The sequence below is a fragment of the Streptomyces sp. CS113 genome (assembly GCF_002188365.1).
Classification (GTDB): domain Bacteria; phylum Actinomycetota; class Actinomycetes; order Streptomycetales; family Streptomycetaceae; genus Streptomyces; species Streptomyces tendae.
Genome location: NZ_KZ195574.1, coordinates 4943120 through 4960713, shown reverse-complemented (window position 1 = coordinate 4960713; position 17594 = coordinate 4943120). Strand labels below are relative to the sequence as shown.

Annotated in this window: 18 protein-coding genes; 9 read left to right on the top strand and 9 right to left on the bottom strand. The window is 73.0% G+C overall.

Annotation, left to right across the window (positions count from 1 at the left end):
• Positions 1 to 20 precede the first annotated feature (20 nt).
• Complete coding sequence (locus B9W62_RS22180) at positions 21 to 1733, bottom strand: oxidoreductase (protein ID WP_087808807.1); 1713 nt, start codon at positions 1731 to 1733, stop codon at positions 21 to 23.
• A gap of 107 nt (positions 1734 to 1840) precedes the next feature.
• Positions 1841 to 2407: a hypothetical protein gene (locus tag B9W62_RS22175; RefSeq protein ID WP_087808806.1), complete on the bottom strand. Its 567-nt coding sequence runs from the start codon at positions 2405 to 2407 to the stop codon at positions 1841 to 1843.
• A gap of 208 nt (positions 2408 to 2615) precedes the next feature.
• On the opposite strand from B9W62_RS22175, the gene B9W62_RS22170 reads away from it, so the two are divergent.
• From B9W62_RS22170 to B9W62_RS22160, 3 genes are all read left to right on the top strand, one after another.
• A complete protein-coding gene (locus B9W62_RS22170) occupies positions 2616 to 3224 on the top strand; it encodes a TetR/AcrR family transcriptional regulator (RefSeq protein WP_087808805.1) in 609 nt (202 codons plus the stop codon).
• 154 nt (positions 3225 to 3378) lie between these two features.
• Positions 3379 to 3786: a YciI family protein gene (locus B9W62_RS22165; RefSeq protein WP_087808804.1), complete on the top strand. Its 408-nt coding sequence runs from the start codon at positions 3379 to 3381 to the stop codon at positions 3784 to 3786.
• An 8-nt stretch (positions 3787 to 3794) separates the two neighbouring features.
• Positions 3795 to 4946: an RNA polymerase sigma factor gene (locus B9W62_RS22160; RefSeq protein ID WP_087808803.1), complete on the top strand. Its 1152-nt coding sequence runs from the start codon at positions 3795 to 3797 to the stop codon at positions 4944 to 4946.
• Here the strand turns inward: B9W62_RS22160 and B9W62_RS22155 are convergent.
• Together B9W62_RS22155 and B9W62_RS22150 are read right to left on the bottom strand one after the other, a co-directional pair.
• Positions 4918 to 6492 carry an MFS transporter gene (locus tag B9W62_RS22155; protein ID WP_087812028.1) on the bottom strand — a complete coding sequence of 525 codons (1575 nt, stop codon included), beginning with the start codon at positions 6490 to 6492 and terminating at the stop codon, positions 4918 to 4920. The two genes, B9W62_RS22160 and B9W62_RS22155, sit on opposite strands and share 29 nt — an antisense overlap.
• A gap of 292 nt (positions 6493 to 6784) precedes the next feature.
• Positions 6785 to 7450: a TetR/AcrR family transcriptional regulator gene (locus B9W62_RS22150; RefSeq protein ID WP_179235606.1), complete on the bottom strand. Its 666-nt coding sequence runs from the start codon at positions 7448 to 7450 to the stop codon at positions 6785 to 6787.
• A 69-nt stretch (positions 7451 to 7519) separates the two neighbouring features.
• On the opposite strand from B9W62_RS22150, the gene B9W62_RS22145 reads away from it, so the two are divergent.
• From B9W62_RS22145 to B9W62_RS22135, 3 genes are read left to right on the top strand one after another with little or no spacing between them, the layout of a single operon-like run.
• The gene (locus B9W62_RS22145; RefSeq protein ID WP_087808802.1) at positions 7520 to 8419 is read left to right on the top strand and encodes a Vgb family protein; all 900 of its coding nucleotides are present in this window, start codon (positions 7520 to 7522) and stop codon (positions 8417 to 8419) included.
• 53 nt (positions 8420 to 8472) lie between these two features.
• A complete protein-coding gene (locus B9W62_RS22140) occupies positions 8473 to 9099 on the top strand; it encodes a CatB-related O-acetyltransferase (protein WP_373433696.1) in 627 nt (208 codons plus the stop codon).
• A 56-nt stretch (positions 9100 to 9155) separates the two neighbouring features.
• Positions 9156 to 9839, top strand: coding sequence for a DUF5701 family protein (locus B9W62_RS22135; protein WP_087808801.1), 684 nt, complete (start codon positions 9156 to 9158; stop codon positions 9837 to 9839).
• A gap of 22 nt (positions 9840 to 9861) precedes the next feature.
• Here B9W62_RS22135 and B9W62_RS22130 read toward each other — a convergent pair whose 3' ends face one another.
• Together B9W62_RS22130 and B9W62_RS22125 are read right to left on the bottom strand one after the other, a co-directional pair.
• A complete protein-coding gene (locus tag B9W62_RS22130; RefSeq protein ID WP_087808800.1) occupies positions 9862 to 10980 on the bottom strand; it encodes a PP2C family protein-serine/threonine phosphatase in 1119 nt (372 codons plus the stop codon).
• 234 nt (positions 10981 to 11214) lie between these two features.
• Entirely contained in the window at positions 11215 to 12432 is a 1218-nt protein-coding gene (locus B9W62_RS22125) for an MFS transporter (protein WP_087808799.1), read from the bottom strand.
• A gap of 78 nt (positions 12433 to 12510) precedes the next feature.
• On the opposite strand from B9W62_RS22125, the gene B9W62_RS22120 reads away from it, so the two are divergent.
• From B9W62_RS22120 to B9W62_RS22110, 3 genes are all read left to right on the top strand, one after another.
• Positions 12511 to 13494 carry an ArsR/SmtB family transcription factor gene (locus tag B9W62_RS22120; RefSeq protein ID WP_087808798.1) on the top strand — a complete coding sequence of 328 codons (984 nt, stop codon included), beginning with the start codon at positions 12511 to 12513 and terminating at the stop codon, positions 13492 to 13494.
• Positions 13495 to 13504: 10 nt separating this feature from the next.
• Positions 13505 to 14026, top strand: coding sequence for a glutathione peroxidase (locus B9W62_RS22115; RefSeq protein WP_087808797.1), 522 nt, complete (start codon positions 13505 to 13507; stop codon positions 14024 to 14026).
• Between the two features lie 73 nt (positions 14027 to 14099).
• Positions 14100 to 14984, top strand: coding sequence for a MerR family transcriptional regulator (locus B9W62_RS22110; protein WP_087812025.1), 885 nt, complete (start codon positions 14100 to 14102; stop codon positions 14982 to 14984).
• 88 nt (positions 14985 to 15072) lie between these two features.
• Here B9W62_RS22110 and B9W62_RS22105 read toward each other — a convergent pair whose 3' ends face one another.
• The 3 genes from B9W62_RS22105 to B9W62_RS22095 form a co-directional block, all read right to left on the bottom strand.
• The gene (locus B9W62_RS22105; protein ID WP_087808796.1) at positions 15073 to 15264 is read right to left on the bottom strand and encodes a DUF397 domain-containing protein; all 192 of its coding nucleotides are present in this window, start codon (positions 15262 to 15264) and stop codon (positions 15073 to 15075) included.
• Positions 15265 to 15438: 174 nt separating this feature from the next.
• The gene (locus B9W62_RS22100; protein WP_003974540.1) at positions 15439 to 16296 is read right to left on the bottom strand and encodes a helix-turn-helix domain-containing protein; all 858 of its coding nucleotides are present in this window, start codon (positions 16294 to 16296) and stop codon (positions 15439 to 15441) included.
• A 337-nt stretch (positions 16297 to 16633) separates the two neighbouring features.
• Positions 16634 to 17392, bottom strand: coding sequence for a GOLPH3/VPS74 family protein (locus B9W62_RS22095; RefSeq protein ID WP_007388668.1), 759 nt, complete (start codon positions 17390 to 17392; stop codon positions 16634 to 16636).
• Positions 17393 to 17594 lie beyond the last annotated feature (202 nt).

Sequence of the window (17594 nt, the reverse complement as noted above, 5' to 3'; positions counted from 1 at the left end):
GTAGTCGAACGGGCGCCCGGTCACTGCCGGGTTACCGCGCGGGAGATGCCCGCCGTGACCGTCGTGGCCAGGATCCAGCCGGCGGCGATCAGGGCGTAGGACAGCCACTGGCCGGTGTCGTGCGGGGCGAAGGCGTTCTCCTGGCCGAAGGTGATGATCGGGACGAGGAGGTCGAGGGTGTAGAAGACGGCGTTGAAGGGGGGCGCCTTGCCCGGGTCGAGGGGGGCCGGGGTGTGCAGGGCGAAGTAGAGGGAGCCGCAGGCGAGCAGGGCGAGGAGCCACAGGCCGGCGCGGAGGGGGCGGTAGCCGTAGCCGACGGACAGGTCCTGGGCGTGGCCCCAGAGGCGGGTGTGCGCGGGGAGGGTGGCACGCCGGTGGCGCTGTTTGGCCAGCAGGACCGTGCGGGCTTCGTCCTCGTGGCCGAGACGCCGGTAGGCCGCCGCCAGTTGCTCGTACGGCTGGGGGAGGTAGCCGCCGGTCGTGCGGCGGATCCAGCGGACGCGTTCCGCGGCGGGGAGCGGAAGCGCGAGGGCCTCGTACGTCGCGTCGGCCAGGCGGAGGTCGGCGGGCCAGGTGTCCGGGGCGTCGTACAGCGTGCCCAGTCGGGCGTTGCGGGCGTCGACCACTCCGTCGATCGGCCGGCGGGTGCGGAGGTCCGTTTCGCGGGCCTGGGTCGCCCGCAGGGACAGGGCGGTGCCGTCCTTGCGGGTCAGTTGGGCGTCGCGGAAGCTCAGTTCCGTACCCACGCTGGTGCCGTCGAGTGTCACCGCGCCGTCGACCGTGAGCCCGAGGCCCAGGTCGAAGTTGCGGTCGATCGTGACGTCCACCGCCTCCAGGGCGATGTCGCCCGGGTTGCTCAGCCGGGCCCCGCAGAAGCCGACGGCCGCCGCGACGGTGGCGCCGGTGAGGATGACCCGGCCCTCGGCGCTGAAGCCGGGGTGGCAGGTGAAGTCCTCGGCGATACGGACGTGGTACGCGTCCAGGGCATAGGCGCCGGGGGCGCGGAGCGTGGCGCCCTCCAGGTCGAACTCGCCGTCTATCGAGGCGCCGGAGAGCCGGAACGTCCCCTCGACGGCCAGGTTCGTGCACAGGGCGTCGCCGCCCACCTGGGCGTGTATGGCCGATATGGCCTCGCCCTCGGGGTAGCCGACCGTCGTGTCACGCAGGTCCAGGTCTCCGTTGATCTGCGCGCGGTTGAGGATCAGCGGGCCCGTCAGGCGGCAGTGGGAGACGACCAGGCGCCCGTCGATCTGCGCCGTGTCGGCCACCAGTCCGGGCAGGGTGCAGTCGGTCATGACCAACTGGCGGGTCCGGGCACCCTGAAGCAGCGGTGCCTCGTCGAAGCGGCAGTCGGTCAGGAGGACCGGTGCCGCGATCTCGGCGAACCTGAGGTCCAGGCGGCCCGTGACGTGCGCACCGGTCAGACGCAGGGCGGGGCGGTCGCCGGGGGTGGGCTCGGCGTGCGCTCCCAGCAGCAGGGCCGCGATGGTGTCGGACCGGATCACCGGGTCCGTAGGGCCCGTAGGGCTCGTTGAGATCCTCGAGCTCGTAGGGTCCGCCGCAGCCGTCGGAGCCGTCGAGTTCCCAGGGCTTCCAGGGCTTCCATGGCTCCCCTCACCCGCCGTGTTCGCCGGGGCCGGTGGTGCCGGGGCCTCGGACACGTCGAGGCTGCGGCCCTGCGGGAAGGCCTCCCACAACCGGCGTTCGTAGGCGTTGAGTTCGTCGATGCGCACGAACGACGATCTTCCTGGGCGACCCTCTGCCGGACAACCCCGGATATCCGCGCTCCGCCGTCAGGCCGTCACCTCCGTGCCCGCCGCGGCGGTCGCACCGCCTCCCCTCAGGCCGGGCGGCGAGCCCCGCGGCCCAGGCGGAGGGCGGAGACCAGGAAGAAGACGCCGCCAAGGAAGGCGTATCCCGCGAGGCTGCCCAGCGACGGGTCCTCGGCGCCGGCCTGCGTGACGAAGGAGAGGCCGGCGAGCGTCGAGATGGCGCCGCTGACGATCATCGGCCACTGACCGCCCAGGTGGCGGCGGACGGCGCCCGCGACGAGCTGGACGATGCCCGCGGTGACGGCCCACGCGCCCCAGACCCGCAGGACGGCCGGGATGCCCGAGGTCGCCGCGAGGGCGAGGGCGAGCACCGTCAGGGTACTGATCGCGATGTTCGCGTACAGGGGCGTGACCGGGCCGCCGTTGGCCTTCGCCGACCGGACGTCGACGACCGCGGCCGCCACGTCGAACAGCGGATAGACCAGCAGCAGCGTCGTGCTCAGCGGGCCCAGCGTGTCGGCGGTGGCGAAGAGCAGCGCGGCCCACACGGCGGCGAACGCGAAGCGGAGGAAGTACAGCTTCCGGAGGGTGACGGGGACGGTGGTGGCGGGCGGTGCGGCGACGACGGTGTCCACGGGAGTGCCTTTCGGTGCGATGCGGCGTGCGACGAGAGATGCGGTGAGCACGTGCGGAGACGTGCGGTGACGTGCGGAGACGTGCACGAACTTGCGGAGACGTGCGATGAGGTAGAACGTTCGGTCTCTCTCTTCCCGCAGTCAACGGCCTCCCGTCGCCGTTGTCAAGACCGAACGTTCTACCTCACCACCTTGATACGGTGGTCGCATGAGTCCGAGCGCAGCAGCCCGCCCCACCTCCGAAGCGCGAGCCCGGTTGCTCGGCACCGCCACGAAGATCTTCTACGCCGAGGGGATCCATTCCGTCGGCATCGACCGCATCACCGCGGAGGCGCACGTCACCCGGGCCACGCTGTACCGGCACTTCGCGGGCAAGGAGGACCTCGTCCTCGCCTACCTCGACCAGGCCGACCAGGGGATCCGCGGGCAGGTGGCCGCAGCCGTGGGCAGTACTGCCTCGGCAGCCGGGCAGGTCAGGGCCGTCGCCCGGTCCATCGTCGACGGGATCCGCTCCCCCGGCTTCCGCGGCTGCGCCTTCCTCAACGCCGTGGCCGAGTACCCCGACCCCGCGCACCCCGTGCACCAGGCGGTCCTGGCTCACCGGCAGTGGTTCCTGGACACCGTCACGGAGCTGCTGGCTCGGGTCGGCGACGGCGGCGTCCCCGTCGATGCCGCCGGGCGGCACCTCGTCATGCTCCGGGACGGTGCGATGGCGGCCGGGTGCCTCTTCGACCCGGAGCTGGTGTCCGAAACCTTCCTGCACGGCGTGGAAGGGGTGCTGAGAGAGGTCTCGGCACCGGCCCCGGCAGAGGGCTGAGAGTTAGGGGCTGCGGGTTGGGGGCTGGGGGCCGAGGAGAGGTTCCAGAAAAAATTCCGTCCGGCCGTCCCGCCGTGTCGAGAACGCGCGTCCCGCTCCGTCCCAGGGGTGAAGGCGGCCACAATGGGCCGCACCAGCACCTAGGAGACGCATCATGGCCAAGTACCTGCTGCTCAAGCACTACCGGGGCGCCCCGGAGCCGGTCAACTCCGCGCCGATGGACCAGTGGACGCCGGAGGAGATCTCGGCCCACATGCAGTACATGCAGGACTTCGCGGACCGGCTGGAGAAGACGGGCGAGTTCGTCGACGGGCAGGCGCTCGCCCCCGAGGGGGCCTGGGTCCGGTACGACGGTGAGGGGAAGCCGCCGGTCACCGACGGGCCGTTCGCCGAGACCAAGGACCTCATCGCCGGCTGGATGGTGATCGACGTCGACAGCTACGAGCGCGCCGTCGAGCTGGCCGGGGAGCTGTCCGCCGCCCCGGGTGCGGGCGGGGAGCCGATCCACGAGTGGCTGGAGCTGCGGCCGTTCCTGGTCGCGCCCCCGACCGTCACGGAGTGACCCCGCCGATGGACGAGGCCCTGATCAGGAGCCTCACGCCCGGTGTGCTGACCGTCCTCGTCCGCCGCGGAGCCGACTTCGCGGCGGCCGAGGACGCGGTCCAGGACGCGCTGGTCGAGGCGGTCCGCGGCTGGCCGGACGATCCGCCGCGGGATCCCAAGGGGTGGCTGGTCACCGTGGCCTGGCGGCGGTTCCTCGACGCGACCCGCGCCGACACCGCCCGCCGCCGGCGCGAGGACCGCGTGGAGGAGGAATCGGCGCCCGGTCCCGCATCCGACGTGGACGACACGCTCCAGCTCTACTTCCTGTGCGCGCACCCCTCGCTGACGCCGTCCTCCGCCGTCGCGCTCACCCTGCGCGCCGTCGGCGGGCTGACCACCCGGCAGATCGCCCGGGCCTACCTGGTGCCCGAGGCGACGATGGCGCAGCGGATCAGCCGGGCCAAGCGCACCGTCTCCGGTGTCCGGTTCGACCGGCCCGGCGATGTCGCCACCGTGCTGCGCGTGCTCTACCTGGTCTTCAACGAGGGGTACTCCGGTGACGTCGACCTCGCCGCCGAGGCCATCCGGCTCACCCGGCAGCTCGCGGCCTCGGTCGACCACCCGGAGGTGGCGGGGCTGCTGGCGCTGATGCTGCTCCACCACGCCCGCCGAGCCGCCCGCACCGCGCCCGACGGCAGTCTCGTGCCGCTCGCCGAGCAGGACCGCGGCCGGTGGGACACCGCGTCCATCGCCGAGGGGGTGCGGATCCTCCAGGCGGCGCTCGCCCGGGACCGGCTGGGCGAGTTCCAGGCCCAGGCCGCCATCGCCGCCCTGCACGCCGACGCGCCCACCGCCGGGGAGACCGACTGGGTGCAGATCGTGGAGTGGTACGACGAACTCTCCCGCCTGACCGACAACCCCGTCGTCCGGCTCAACCGCGCGGTCGCCGTCGGGGAGGCCGACGGGCCGCGCGCCGGGCTGGCGGAACTCGCCGCGCTGGACGACGCGCTGCCCCGGCACACCGCGGTGGCCGCCTACCTGCACGAGCGCGACGGCGACCTGGACACGGCGGCCCGGCTGTACGCCGAGGCGGCCCACAAGGCCCCCGACCTCGCCGAACGCGACCACCTCACACGCCAGGCCGCCCGCCTTAACTCCCGTCACCGGCAGGGCCGCTGACCGGACCGGAAGGGGCAGGCGGGCGCGAACCGGGCTTCCGCCCAGGGGAGTTCAGGTCGACTGCCCGGCCGCCCGGGTGCCGCAGCGCGCAGAAGTAGCCGACCGCGAGGGCGACGGCCATGCCGTAGAAGACCCACTGGTTGGCCTCGGCGAAGTCGAGGCGGACGGCGGGCATCGCGTCCCGCATGGCCGTCTGGGCGGGGCCGTCGCCCGTCGGGGTGCGGGCGTCCGCGTTGCCGGTGACCGCCTCCGTGACGTCCCGGGCCATGGAGTGCCGTGCGTCGGGCGGTACTCCGCGCTCGGCGAGGGTCTCCTCGACCCGGTCGGTCATGGAGTGCGTCAGGAGGGTGCCGAAGACGGCCAGGCCGACGCTGGCCGCGTAGTTGCGGACGGTCTGGGTGATGCCGGTGACCTCGCCGTACGAGGAGTCGATCGAGCGGTTGACGGCGTCCGTCGACGCGGGCGCCAGGACGAAGCCGATGCCCGCGCCGGCGAGGGCGGCGTAGGGCCACTGGTCGTGCATGGACAGGTCGGTCAGCTTGCCGGCCCACAGGGCGAAGCCGACGGCGCCCAGCGCGCAGCCGATGCGCATCGCGGGTCTGGCGCCCCGCTTGTCGAGGATGCGGCCGCCCCATTGGGAGGCGAGGGCGAACCCGGCGAAGAAGTACAGCAGGTACAGGGCGGCCTGGTTGGGTGAGGCGCTGAGCGAGACCTGGGCGTAGACCGAGGCGAAGAAGAACAGCGGGACGAACGCCAGCATGGCGAAGAAGAGCACCAGCGCGTCCACGGTGAAGGCGCGGTCGCGGAAGACGGCGAGGTTGACCAGGGGGTGGCGGGTGCGCAGTTCGTAGCGGCAGAAGACGTAGAGGACCGCCAGGCCGCCCGCGATGCAGGCCCAGGTCGCCGCGTCGTCCCAGCCCCAGGCCGCCGACTGCTGGAAGCCGAGCACGCTGAGGCCCATGCCGGCGACGATCAGGAGGGCGCCCTTCACGTCCAGCGACTCGTCGCGCCGGCGGTCGGGGATGCCGGCCAGCGCGGTCAGGACCAGCGCCGCGATCGCCACGGGGACGTTGACCCAGAAGATCGCCCGCCAGGTCCAGGCCGTGAGCCAGCCGCCGAGCAGCGGGCCTACGGCGGTCAGGGCGCCGGTGAGGCCGAAGAAGAGGGCGAGCGCGCGGCCCCGGCGCTCGACCGGGAACACGGCGACGACCACGGCGAGCGCGGCCGGGAAGAGCAGCGCGGCGCCCAGGCCCTGGGTGGCCCGGAAGACGATGAGCCAGGTCAGCGCGTAGTCACCGGAGGGCACGCAGCCGCACAGGACCGAGGAGAGGACGAAGACCAGGGTGCCGAGCAGGACCACGCGGCGCGGGCCCCACAGGTCGGCCAGGCGGCCGCCCAGGGCGAAGAAGGCGGCCAGGGACAGCAGGTAGGCGTTGACCACCCACTGCATGCCCGAGGCCGACAGGCCGAGTTCGGAGACGATGTCGGGGGCCGCGATCGAGACGATCGTCTGGTCGATGAACGTCATCGCCACCGCGAACATCATGGCGGCGAGCGCCAGCGACTGGGAGGGGGCGCGGCGACCGGCACCGGGCCTGCTCACGTCCCGCTTCGGGTGCGTTCCGCTCACCCGGCCAGTCTGCGCCCGCCCCGGTGGCCGCGCATCCGCATGCCCGGCCGCGTCCGCGCGACAGGGCCCGCACCCGCACGCCGGGCAGCAACCGCACACCGGGACGGCGCCCTCACGCTGGTACGACGCCCTCACGGCCGTGCGGCGCCCTCACGGTCCGGGCGGCGCCCGCACGCCCGGGCAGTGCCCGGTGGGCGCGGCGCGCCTCCTAGGCGCGGCGCCCGTACTCCGCGAGGGACGGGGTCAGCAGGTCGAAGGCCCGGGGTGCCTCCCGTGCCAGCACCTCGGCGATCTCGGGGTTGGCGCGCCCGGCCAGGGTCAGCTCCTGGATGCGGGTGAACAGGACGCGGTGGACCCCGCCGAGCAGGGCCGCGGCCGTACGCGGCGTGATGTCGTCGGGCGGGGTGTCCGTCGTGTCGGCCAGGGCCGCGGTCAGCGCCTCCTCCCGCCGGTCGTGCAGGCCGCGCAGACACGAGGTGAGGGTGGGGCTGTCGGCGATCATGCGGGTGAAGGCCGGGCCGGCGAAGCCCGCGACCGGGTCCTGGGCCGCCACGGACGCCAGGAAGGCGTGGCGCAGGGCCGCCAGGGGCGTTTCGCCGGTTCCGCGTGCCGTCACGGTGGCGGCCAGGGTGGCGACGAACTCCTCCTGGTGGTCCAGGGCCAGATCCTCCTTGCGCGGGAAGTAGTTCGTCACCGTCTTCTTGGCGACCCGGGCGGCGTCGGCGATCTCGGCGATCGTCGTGCGGTCGAAGCCGCGCTCGATGAAGAGCCGGGTGGCGTGGTCGGAGATCAGCTGCCGCGTCTCGCGCTTCTTTGCCTCGCGCAGGCCCGGCATCGGTGCCACCGGAGCCACCGGAGTGTCGTTCGAATCCATGAGCAAAACTTACCTTCGTAGTATTTTTATATTGACAGTCAGAATACCCTCTGCGTAAGGTTACGCCCGATGAATGAATCCAACGAGAGGCACGACACCGACTCCGTACGGGAGTTCACCGTGAGCGACGCGGAGGCCGGCCCCTACGCGCTCGCCGAGGGACCGGACGGCGCCTTGTGGTTCACGCTCGTCCACCGGGGCGCCGTCGCCCGCAGGGACCCGGACGACGGGCGGGTCGCCGTCCATCCGGTCGGTGACGGGCCGACCGTGATCGCGCCGGGACCCGACGGCGCCCTGTGGTTCACCGAGTACCGCACGCACCGCATCGGCCGGATCACCCCGGACGGCGACTACTCCTCCTTCGCGCCCCTCACCCTCGAGGGCGGACCGTTCGGGATCACGGCCGGTCCGGACGGGGCCATGTGGTTCACGCTCTCCGCGGCCGACCGCGTCGGGCGTGTCACGGTCGACGGCGAGGTCAGCGAGTACGCGGCGCCCGGCGCCTTCCCGTCCGCCGTCACGGCCGGTCCGGACGGCGCCCTGTGGTGCACGCTCAACCAGGGCAACGCCGTCGGGCGGCTGACCACGGACGGCCACGGCACCGCGTACCCGCTGCCGACGGAGGGCGCCGCACCGGTGGGCATCGCCGCGGGGCCCGACGGCGCCCTGTGGTTCACCGAGATCGGGGCCGGGCGGATCGGCCGGATCACCGTGGCCGGCGACATCACCGAGTACCCGCTCGCCGACCCGGGGGCCCGGCCGCACGCGGTGACGGCGGGTCCCGACGGCGCGCTCTGGTTCACCGAGTGGGGCACCGGACGGGTCGGCCGGATCACCGTCGACGGCCGCCTCGGCTCCTACCCGCTCTCCCGTGCCGACAGCGAACCGCACGGCATCGCCGTACACGGCGGCGCCCTGTGGTGCGCCCTGGAAACCGGTTCCCTGGCCAGAATCGAGGTCCCGTCCTGACCGGTCCCACGCCCGACCCGACGCCCGCCGCGGGCGCTGTTCCCGACCCCGGGGTGCTGCACCCCCTCGCGCGGCATCCGCGGGTCGTCCTCCTCAAGCCGCTCGTCACGGACGAGCGCATCCAGGTGGGCGACTTCACCTACTACGACGATCCCGACGACGCCACCGCCTTCGAGACCCGCAACGTGCTCTACGCCTACGGCCCCGAGCGGTTGATCATCGGCAAGTACTGCGCGATCGCCACCGGCACGCGGTTCCTGATGGCCGGGGCCGAGCACCCCACCATGGGCGTGTCGACCTTCCCCTTCACCATGTTCGGCGGTGCCTGGGGCGAGGCCACGCTCGACCTGGTCACCGGCATGCCCAGCCGCGGCGACACCGTCGTCGGCAACGACGTGTGGTTCGGGTACGGCGCCACCGTCATGCCCGGGGTGCGCATCGGCGACGGCGCGATCGTCGCCGCCGGGTCGCTCGTCACCGCCGACGTACCGCCGTACACCGTGGTCGGCGGCAGTCCGGCCCGGCCGATCCGGACCCGGTACGACGCCGAGGACGTCGCGCGGCTGCAACGGGCCGCGTGGTGGGACTGGCCGGTCGAGCTGGTCACCCGCCATGTGCGGACCATCATGTCGGGCACCCCGGCCGAGGTCGAGGCCGTCGCGATGAAGGAGCGCCCCTGACCGCCGAAGGCCGCAAGGAAGCCCGCGCGCGACACCGTACGGAAGGAAGCACCCGCTTGACCGACTCGACGCACTCCCCCGCCTTCGACGCCGCCGCCGAGTTCGACCGGCAGGTCGCCACCCTCGTCGCGCTCGGCTACCCCGCGCTGTCCGGGAGCACCCCGGAGCGGTTCGCCGAACTGGTGGCGCCGCTGCGGGCGGCGGCCGTGGCCCGCGCGGACTCCGCGGCGTACGCGGGACACGAGCCCGCGGTCACCGGCCGGGTGCCCTTCGTCCTGGTCGTCGGACGGGAACTCGCCCCGGTCGAGCGGACCATGCCGCTGACCACGCTGCACGGCGGCCGGCTGCCCGGGTTCGTCGACCGCAGCTTCGAACCGGGTTCCCTGGCACGGTTCGTCGCCACCGAACCGGCCCGGCCGCCCGGACCCGACGGCGTCCACCTGCTGTTCGACGTCGAGCGCGGGGAGGAGTTCTGCGGGGTCGTGCCGGGCGACGCGCTGGCCACCGTCGCGGAGCGGGGGCGCACGCCGCTCACCGTCGAGGAGGGCGTCGCCCTGCTGACCCACGTCCCGGAGGTCCTGGTCAAGAACAAGTGCTTCTCGCTGGGCGGTTCACGGTGCGGCGACCGCCGGGTCCCGGCGGTCTGGATCAGCAAGCGCGCCCCGAAGCTCGGCTGGTGCTGGGAGGGCAACCCGCACACCTGGCTCGGCATGGCGTCGGCCGGAGCGCGCCACGCCTGACCGCCGTCACTCCGTCACGCGGTCACGCCGGGGTGTGCGGGACGCTCGGGGCGTTCGGAGCGCCCGGGGCCTCGCCGTCCCCGCCCTCGTAGCGCAGCAGCAGCATCGCCGCGTCGTCGTGGTGGGGGCCTGCCGCGTGCCGTACCAGGTCCTCCCGCAGGGCCTCCAGGGCGCGGTGGACGTCGGGGTCCTCCAGGAAGCGGGTGCGCTCGGCGAGCGGGTAGAAGCCGCCCCGCTCGTCCCGGGCCTCGGTGACGCCGTCGGTGTAGAGGAGCAGTTGGTCGCCGGGGCGGAAGGGCACCGGAAAGGGGTCGGGGCCGGGGCCACCGTGCGCGGCCAGGCCCAGCGGGAGGGCGTACGCGGGCGGCTCCGGGAAGTCGGCGGTGCCGTCGCCGTGGACGAGCAGCGGCGCCGGATGGCCGTAGTTCAGGAGGACGACCTGGTGGTCGTGGCCGATCTCGGCGAGGATCGCCGTCACGAACTTCTCGTCCTCCAGCTCCCGGGCGACGCTGCGCTCCAGCCGTTCGCCGAGTTTGACCAGGTCCTTCTCGTCGTACGCCGCCTCCCGGAAGGTGCCGAGGACCCGGGCCGCGGTCTCCACCGCGGCCAGGCCCTTGCCCTGCACGTCGCCCACGATCACGCGGACGCCGTGCGGGGAGGCGACCACCTCGTACAGGTCGCCGCCGATCCGGGCTTCGGCGAGTGCCGAGGTGTAGGAGACGGCCGCGCGCAGCGGGCCCGCGGTCAGCGGCACCGGGCGCAGCAGCACCCGCTGGGCCACCTCCGCGATCGAGCGGACACTGGCCAGCTCCGCCTCGCGGCGCGAGCGCATCACGGCCGCCGCGAGGCCGACGCCGGTCACCCCGGCCACCGACAGCATGGCCGTGTAGCCGCGAGGGCGGTCGAAGAGCCCGTTGTACAGGCCGAGGCCGACGCAGAGCAGCAGCGCGACCAGGCCGATCACCGCGGTGCGCCGCCAGCCGCCGACCAGTCCGGCGAAGGCCGGGCCCAGCGACACCAGCGGCAGCAGCCCCACTCCGGGTCCCATCGTGAGGTCGACGGCGGCGACCACGGCCATGGCGGCGACGGGCATCCAGGACAGCACCGCCGCGGAACCGGACGGCGGCTTCTCGACGGTCATGACTACTCCGGTGTCGCAGCGCTCAAGAGCCGCCCTCTCCCTGTCCGCAGGCGCCCTCCCCAGCCTCACACCCTAGGCAAGGGCCGGAGCGCGCAGGTGTTCCCGGGCGCTCCTTAACCCAATCGAGGCCGAGTCGCGCCCGCCGGACCGGCACGTCACACCGGCCGGCACGTCACACCGGCCGGCACGTCACAGCGGCCGGCCGCACACGGTCGGCACGCACACGGTCGCACCTCACGCCGACCGTACCGCCGCCCGGGTCGGCAGCAGCCCGCCGTCGGGCGCGGACCGGCGGCTCACCAGCGTCAGGGTGAGCGTCACCGTCAGCGAGGCGAGCGCCATCACCGACATGGCCGTCGCCGGGGAGGTGAACTGGGCCACCGTGCCGGCCAGGACCGCGGCGACGCCCTGCATGGTGAGCATCCCCGCGGAGTGCAGGCCGAGGGCGTGCCCGGACAGCTCGTCGGGGGTCAGGGCGACCAGGCGCTCCTGCTGCACCAGACTCGCGCCGAAGCCCACCGACGCCAGGGCGATCAGTACGGCCGCCAACGGCAGCGGCGGGCGCAGGAAGAGGACCAGGTACGGGGCCGCCAGCAGGGCCAGGAGCGGGATGCCGAGGCGCGGGCGCAGCCGGGGAGGCAGCAGCCGCCCGACCGTCACGTCCCCGGCGAGCATGCCCAGCGCGCCGCAGGCGAACAGCGTGCCCGCGGCGCTCGGGTCGTAGGAGACGAACAGCGACTCGCAGCCGACGACGAGGCCGTTGGGGATCCACAGGGCCAGGTACACGTGGCGGCGCGGACGGGCGGACCACAGCAGGGAGTTGGCCCGCCAGGTGGCCCGTACGGAGGGGCGGCCGGCGGTGCGTGGCGGGCGGCGGGTGAGCCGCAGGGCGACCGCGGCGGCCGTGGCGTACAGACCGGCGGCGAGCAGCAGGCACACACGCGGGGACAGCACGGTCACCAGGACGCCCCCGGCCGCGTAGCCGGCGATCTGTAGGACGCCGTTCATCATGTTGAAGAGCGAACGCCCCGCCAGGTAGCCGTCCTTGGCCAGGATCTCGGTCAGCAGGCCCCAGCGGACCCCGCCGCCGACGGAGGCGATCAGCCCCTTGAGGAGGACGAGGCCGAGCACGCCCGCTATCGGCAGGCCGGGCAGCGCGAGCGCCGCGGTGACGGCGGCGAAGGCGAGCGAGAGGCCCGCCAGCGTCGCCCGCGGGGGCAGCCGGTCGGCGCCGGAGAGGAAGAACGTGGCGCCGAGCATCTGGGCGAGGGCGGGGCCGAACATGCTGACCGCGGAGAGCAGCGGCGAGTTCGTCGCGCGGAACACCAGCGTGCCGAGCGCGAGGCCGCTGACCGTCTGGGCGCCGAGGTTGGCGGCGGAGGAGAGGAAGAGGGGGCTGAACTCCGGGGTGCGGAAGAGGTCCGCGTAGCTTCTGCGGCTCGTGTCTGGCATGCGGGGAGTCTCGGGTGGGCGTCGGACCGGCCGTTAATGTTTCGCCCGGACGCGAAAGGTGACGGGAGAGGGGGCCGCATGGGCTGGTGGGAGGTCAACGCCGACACGCTCGCCCGGAGCCGTTTCGTCGTGTCGCCGCTCGACGAGACCCTCGCCTGCCTGAAGCTGCTGCACGCCGGGGTGGCCGGACATCCCGGCGAACGGGCGTGGCTCGACACCCACCGGCCCGCCCATCTGCGCCGGATGGCGGCCGACCCGGTGACCGCGCTGCTCGTCGACGCGGGTCTCGGCCGGGGATGGAACGCCGACTTCCTCACCCCCGTCCCGGTCGAGGGCCTCAGCTTCGAGGAGGGCGTGGCGCGGATCCGGGCGGCCCGCCCCGACGTGGCCCGCGCCGGTCTGGCGGTCGCCGTCGGGGGCCCGCTCCCGGCCGCCCTGGACCGTGACGACCTGCCGGAGCTGGCCGCGGCGCTGCTCGAGGAGGTCTGGGCGGAGGCGGTGCGGCCGGACTGGGAGCGGCGCCGCCGGGTCCTGGAGGCGGACGTCGTGGCGCGGACCGCGCAGGTGAGCCGGGGCGGCTGGGCGACGGTGCTGGACGCCCTGCGGCCCGGCACGCGCTGGCTGGGCGACAACCGGCTCCAGATCAACCTGAGGCCGTACCCGCCGCGCGAGCTGTCCGGGGCGGAGTTGCTCCTCGTGCCGATCACGCCGCAGCGGTACGGCTGGGTGTCGTGGCAGGAGCCCGAGCGGTACGCGCTGGTCTACCCGTGCGCGGGCACCCTCGCGGACGACGGTGCCCGGCGCGTGCCCGCCGCCCTCGGCGCGCTGCTCGGCCCGGCCCGCGCGGGCGTCCTGGCGCTGCTCGGCACGCCCATGAGCACCAGCCAGCTGGTCGGCGTGACCGGGCAGGGCCTCGGGTCGGTCGGCCGGCATCTGCGGGTGCTGCTCGACGCGGGGCTGGTGGAACGGCGGCGCGCGGGCCGCTCGGTGCTGTACTCGCGGACACCGGCCGGGGAGGTGCTCGTCGAGGCGGGCGGCGGGGCGGGTGGGGAGCCGGACTAGCATCCGGTGCATGACGACCTCACCGAACACGCGCAACGACGACAGCCTTCCCCTCGACGTCGAGATCGGCGCCCTCCAGGGCGGGACGGCGGACCTGAGCCAGTACGCCGGGCGGGTCGTACTGGTGGTCAACGTGGCCTCCAAGTGCGGGCTCACCCCGCAGTACGCCGGCCTGGAGCGCCTGCACGAGCGGTACGCGGAGCAGGGGTTCACCGTGCTGGGCGTGCCCTGCAACCAGTTCATGGGCCAGGAGCCGGGCAGCGCCGACGAGATCGCCGAGTTCTGCTCGGCGACGTACGGGGTCACCTTCCCGATGACCGAGAAGGTCGAGGTCAACGGGGCGGGCCGGCATCCGCTGTACGACCGGCTGACCGGTTTCGCGGACGCCGAGGGGCACAGCGGGGACATCCGCTGGAACTTCGAGAAGTTCCTGATCGGGCGGGACGGCAAGGTCGCCGCGCGCTTCTCGCCGCAGACCGAGCCGGAGGCGGCCGAGGTCGTGGCGGCCGTGGAGGAGCGCCTCGCCGGTTGACCTTGCCCCTGGGACAAGCCCCAGTGTCCTCGTCACCGGGCGGAACGGCCGCCCGGTGACGGAGGACGACGACGTGGACAACGGCGTGGACGACTACGTGGGCGACGGCGTGGACGACGAGTTGCTGACCATCGGCGCGTTCGCCGCGCGGGCCCGGCTGTCGGCCAAGGCCCTGCGGCTGTACGACCGGCTGGGTCTGCTGGCGCCCGCCCACGTGGACGAGACCACGGGCTACCGGTACTACCGCGCCGGGCAGGTCGAACGCGCCCGCCTCGTGGCCCTGTTGCGCCGGCTGGACATGCCGCTCGCGCGGATCGCCGAGGTGGTCCACGCGGACGGCGACCGGGCCGCCGGTCTGCTCGACGTCTACTGGGCGGACGTGGAGGCCCGGGTGGCCGGGCAGCGCACGCTCGTCGACTACCTCCGTGGACGGCTGACGGAAAGGGATTCCGACGTGTACGGAAAGTTCGTGGTCGAGACGGTGGACGTGCCCGAGCAGGTGGTGATCAGCGAGACCAGGCACCTGCTGGCGCACGAGCTGCCGGCGTGGATCGGTGCCTCACTGGGGCGGCTGGAGGAGGCGGCCCGGGACTGCGGGGGTGTGACGGCGGCACCGTTCGTCGCCTACCACTCGGACGTGTCGGCGGAGAGCGACGGCCCGGCCGAGTCCTGCGTGCCGGTCGCCGACGAGGCGGCGGCGCGGGCCTGGAGCGAGGAGCGGGGACGGGCCCGGCAGACGCGGGTGCGGGTGGAGCCCGCCGGGCGGCTGGCCTACACCCGGATCACCAAGGCCCAGGTGGCGTATCCGCAGATCCTGGCCGCCTTCGGGGCGGTGGAGGAGTGGATCGCCGCGCAGGGGCTGACGGTGACGGGGCCGTGCCGGGAGGTGTACTTCGCCGACTGGGACGCCGCGGGCCCCGAGGACCCGGTGTGCGACGTGGCGTTCCCGGTGAGGTGAGGTGAGGTGACGGGCGCCCTCTCGGCAAGGTCGGCGAACTGGTCGAGAGGGCTCCGTCGGTGGTCCCGGCGGGTGATGCGCGGCGGCGCTACTCCTTGACCGACGTCACGAAGGCGGTCCACGCGTCGGCGGGGAACGCGAGGACCGGCCCGCCGGTCACCTTGGAGTCGCGGACGGCGAGCGCCGCCACGATCGGTGACCGGACCTCGACGCACGCGCCGTTTCCTCCGGAGTAGGAGGACTTGGTCCACGATTCCTGGGCGCCCTGAAGAATTGCCATGTCTGCTCCGATGGCGAGTCGCGGGTGTGGTTTACGCCAATGACGTGTGATCTTTGGCGTGATCGACGCTACTCGCTGGCTTTCCCGTACGGAGCAGCCATTCACTCGTCCGGATGGCATATTCCAGGCGAGTCTTCCTGTACATCGCGGCAGAGGTGTAGCATGCCGCACCCCTCAGCGTGCGTACTCCTTCGCCACGTCCTCGATGCGCTGCCGCGACTGCTCCACGTTCAGGGCCTGGGCCCGCAGGTGCTCGTACATCACCGTGTACTTCTGCACGTCCGGCGCCTTTTCCAGGTACAGGTCGCTGGTCACGCCCTCGATGTACACCACGCTGGAGTCGGCCGTGTCGGCGAACTCCAGGATGGAGTACTGGCCGTTGATGCCCGGGTGCGCGCCGACGTCGAAGGGCAGCACCTGCACGGTGATGTGCGGCCGCTGCGACATCTCGGCGACGTGCTCCAGCTGCTCCCGCATCACCTGCCTGCTGCCCACCGTCCGGCGCAGGCAGGCCTCGTCGAGGACGACCCACAGCCGCAGCGGGTTGTGGTCGGCGGAGATGCGCTCCTGCCGCCGTATGCGGACCTGCACCCGTTTCTCCACGTCGGCGACGGACGTCTCGGGCAACGCGCCCTGGATGAGGGCCTCGGCGTAGGGCCGGGTCTGCAACAGGCCGGTGATGATCTGGGGTTCGTAGGTCCGCAGCGACTCCGCGTCGGTCTCCAGGCCGATGTAGACGCTGTACGGGATGTCCCCGAAGGCGTGCCACCAGCCCTGCTGGCGCGAGTCCTTCGCCATCTGCATCAGCGAGTCGACGATCCGCTGGTCCTCGACCTCGTACACCCCGCACAGGTCGCGGACGTCCCGCTGGCTGATGCTGCGCCGGCCGTTCTCCAGGCGGCTGATCTTCGACTGCGAGACCAGCAGCCGCTCGGCGACCTCCTCGGCCGTCATGCCCTTGAGCTCACGGAGCCGGCGCAGCTCCTGGCCCAGCCGACGCCGCCTTACGGTGGGATTGACACTCGACGCCACGGGACGTGCACCTCCGGCTGCGTGACTCATGCTTGCCACTTTGCGTATCTGCTGCTGAGCAGACTGCCACCAAGGTGCTTTCTACCGCTGGGAAACGGTCGATATGCGCCGCGTACACGCCAGTTCGGAACACCACCCCCGCATGCGGCCGCGCGGGGCGGCGGAACCTTTCCGCGGTCCGGGTGGGCCGGACGCGCGGTCGGTTCCGCCGGCCCGCGCGGACCTGCGGCTCCCGTGACCGGGCTTGGGGACTGGCGGTGCGGCGGTGCTGTCGTACGGCGGTGCTGTGGTGCTGTCGTACGGCGGTGCTGCCGTACGGTGCGGTGTGCTCGTCGGGCTAGTGGGCCACCGCCCGCGCCATGGATCCGTGGCGCGGTTGCGCCGGAACACCGCGGGCGGGTTCCGGGGCGGGCCTGGCACCCGGTCCCGGGGCCTGGCGGCCGGCCGGGGCCGGACTGCGGCGTGGCTGTGCCGCAGCGCCGTTCTGGACGTCCATCACCGCGTGCGCCACCAGACCGCCCATGGGGTCGTGCCTGATGAGGTCCCGCAGCCGGGACCGCGACGAGCGTCCTTCGTTGCCCGGGTAGAGGTGCTTGCCGAGTCCGACCGCGTGGGCCAGCGCGGCGAGCGCCGCGGTCCGCGGGTCCGGCGGGACGCCGGTGCGGATCGCCGAGTCGAGGCGTGCCTTGATCTCCCTGCTGATCGCCGTGTCGGTCGCCTGGTAGCGAGTCGTCGGCAGCACCCCGCACATCTGGCCCTCCACGGCATGCACCATGCCGCATCGCTCCAGATGCGAAAGATAGGTCTGGCGCAGCCCCAGGCGGGGTCCGCCAATCCAGTTGACCGCCCGTACGGGAGCGCCACGCCTTCGCAGCAACTCCAACGCGCAGTCGAGTGTTGGATCTCCTGTCGGCCGTGGGGCCACCACGGCGATACGATCCCCGTCTGGGGCTATCCGTCCGGCCAGCGCCAGCTCCACCAGCTGTGCTCCGGCCAGACCGAGGTCGAGCGACTGCGGCTGTGCGGTGGTACCCGTGGTCGGGTCCAACGCCAGCAGCAGAAGCTCCTCCGGAAGTGTTCTGCGGCTCCTGCCCATCCATGCCTCCCCGCGTGGATGACAGACAGGGTGACCCCTCTCACATTGGTCTGTCGAGGGTGCGTGACCGCTTCGTAGTGGAACCAGTAGGTATGTCGTTCTCGTCTTCCGCGTGGGTTCCACCCGTGCACAGGACACTGGTAAATGGTTTCGGTACGGGTTCGGTAGCGCGCACTGGACGTGCGGCGCATGGAGGAGGCAT

Excerpts from the sequence above, each read along its gene's own strand:
- B9W62_RS22170 (WP_087808805.1), top strand. The coding sequence starts at position 2,616 with ATGAGTCCGAGCGCAGCAGCCCGCCCCACCTCCGAAGCGCGAGCCCGG.
- B9W62_RS22165 (WP_087808804.1), top strand. The coding sequence starts at position 3,379 with ATGGCCAAGTACCTGCTGCTCAAGCACTACCGGGGCGCCCCGGAGCCG.
- B9W62_RS22160 (WP_087808803.1), top strand. The coding sequence starts at position 3,795 with ATGGACGAGGCCCTGATCAGGAGCCTCACGCCCGGTGTGCTGACCGTC.
- B9W62_RS22155 (WP_087812028.1), bottom strand. The coding sequence starts at position 6,492 with ATGATGTTCGCGGTGGCGATGACGTTCATCGACCAGACGATCGTCTCG.
- B9W62_RS22150 (WP_179235606.1), bottom strand. The coding sequence starts at position 7,450 with ATGGATTCGAACGACACTCCGGTGGCTCCGGTGGCACCGATGCCGGGC.
- B9W62_RS22145 (WP_087808802.1), top strand. The coding sequence starts at position 7,520 with ATGAATGAATCCAACGAGAGGCACGACACCGACTCCGTACGGGAGTTC.
- B9W62_RS22130 (WP_087808800.1), bottom strand. The coding sequence starts at position 10,980 with ATGACCGTCGAGAAGCCGCCGTCCGGTTCCGCGGCGGTGCTGTCCTGG.
- B9W62_RS22125 (WP_087808799.1), bottom strand. The coding sequence starts at position 12,432 with ATGCCAGACACGAGCCGCAGAAGCTACGCGGACCTCTTCCGCACCCCG.
- B9W62_RS22120 (WP_087808798.1), top strand. The coding sequence starts at position 12,511 with ATGGGCTGGTGGGAGGTCAACGCCGACACGCTCGCCCGGAGCCGTTTC.
- B9W62_RS22115 (WP_087808797.1), top strand. The coding sequence starts at position 13,505 with ATGACGACCTCACCGAACACGCGCAACGACGACAGCCTTCCCCTCGAC.
- B9W62_RS22105 (WP_087808796.1), bottom strand. The coding sequence starts at position 15,264 with ATGGCAATTCTTCAGGGCGCCCAGGAATCGTGGACCAAGTCCTCCTAC.
- B9W62_RS22095 (WP_007388668.1), bottom strand. The coding sequence starts at position 17,392 with ATGGGCAGGAGCCGCAGAACACTTCCGGAGGAGCTTCTGCTGCTGGCG.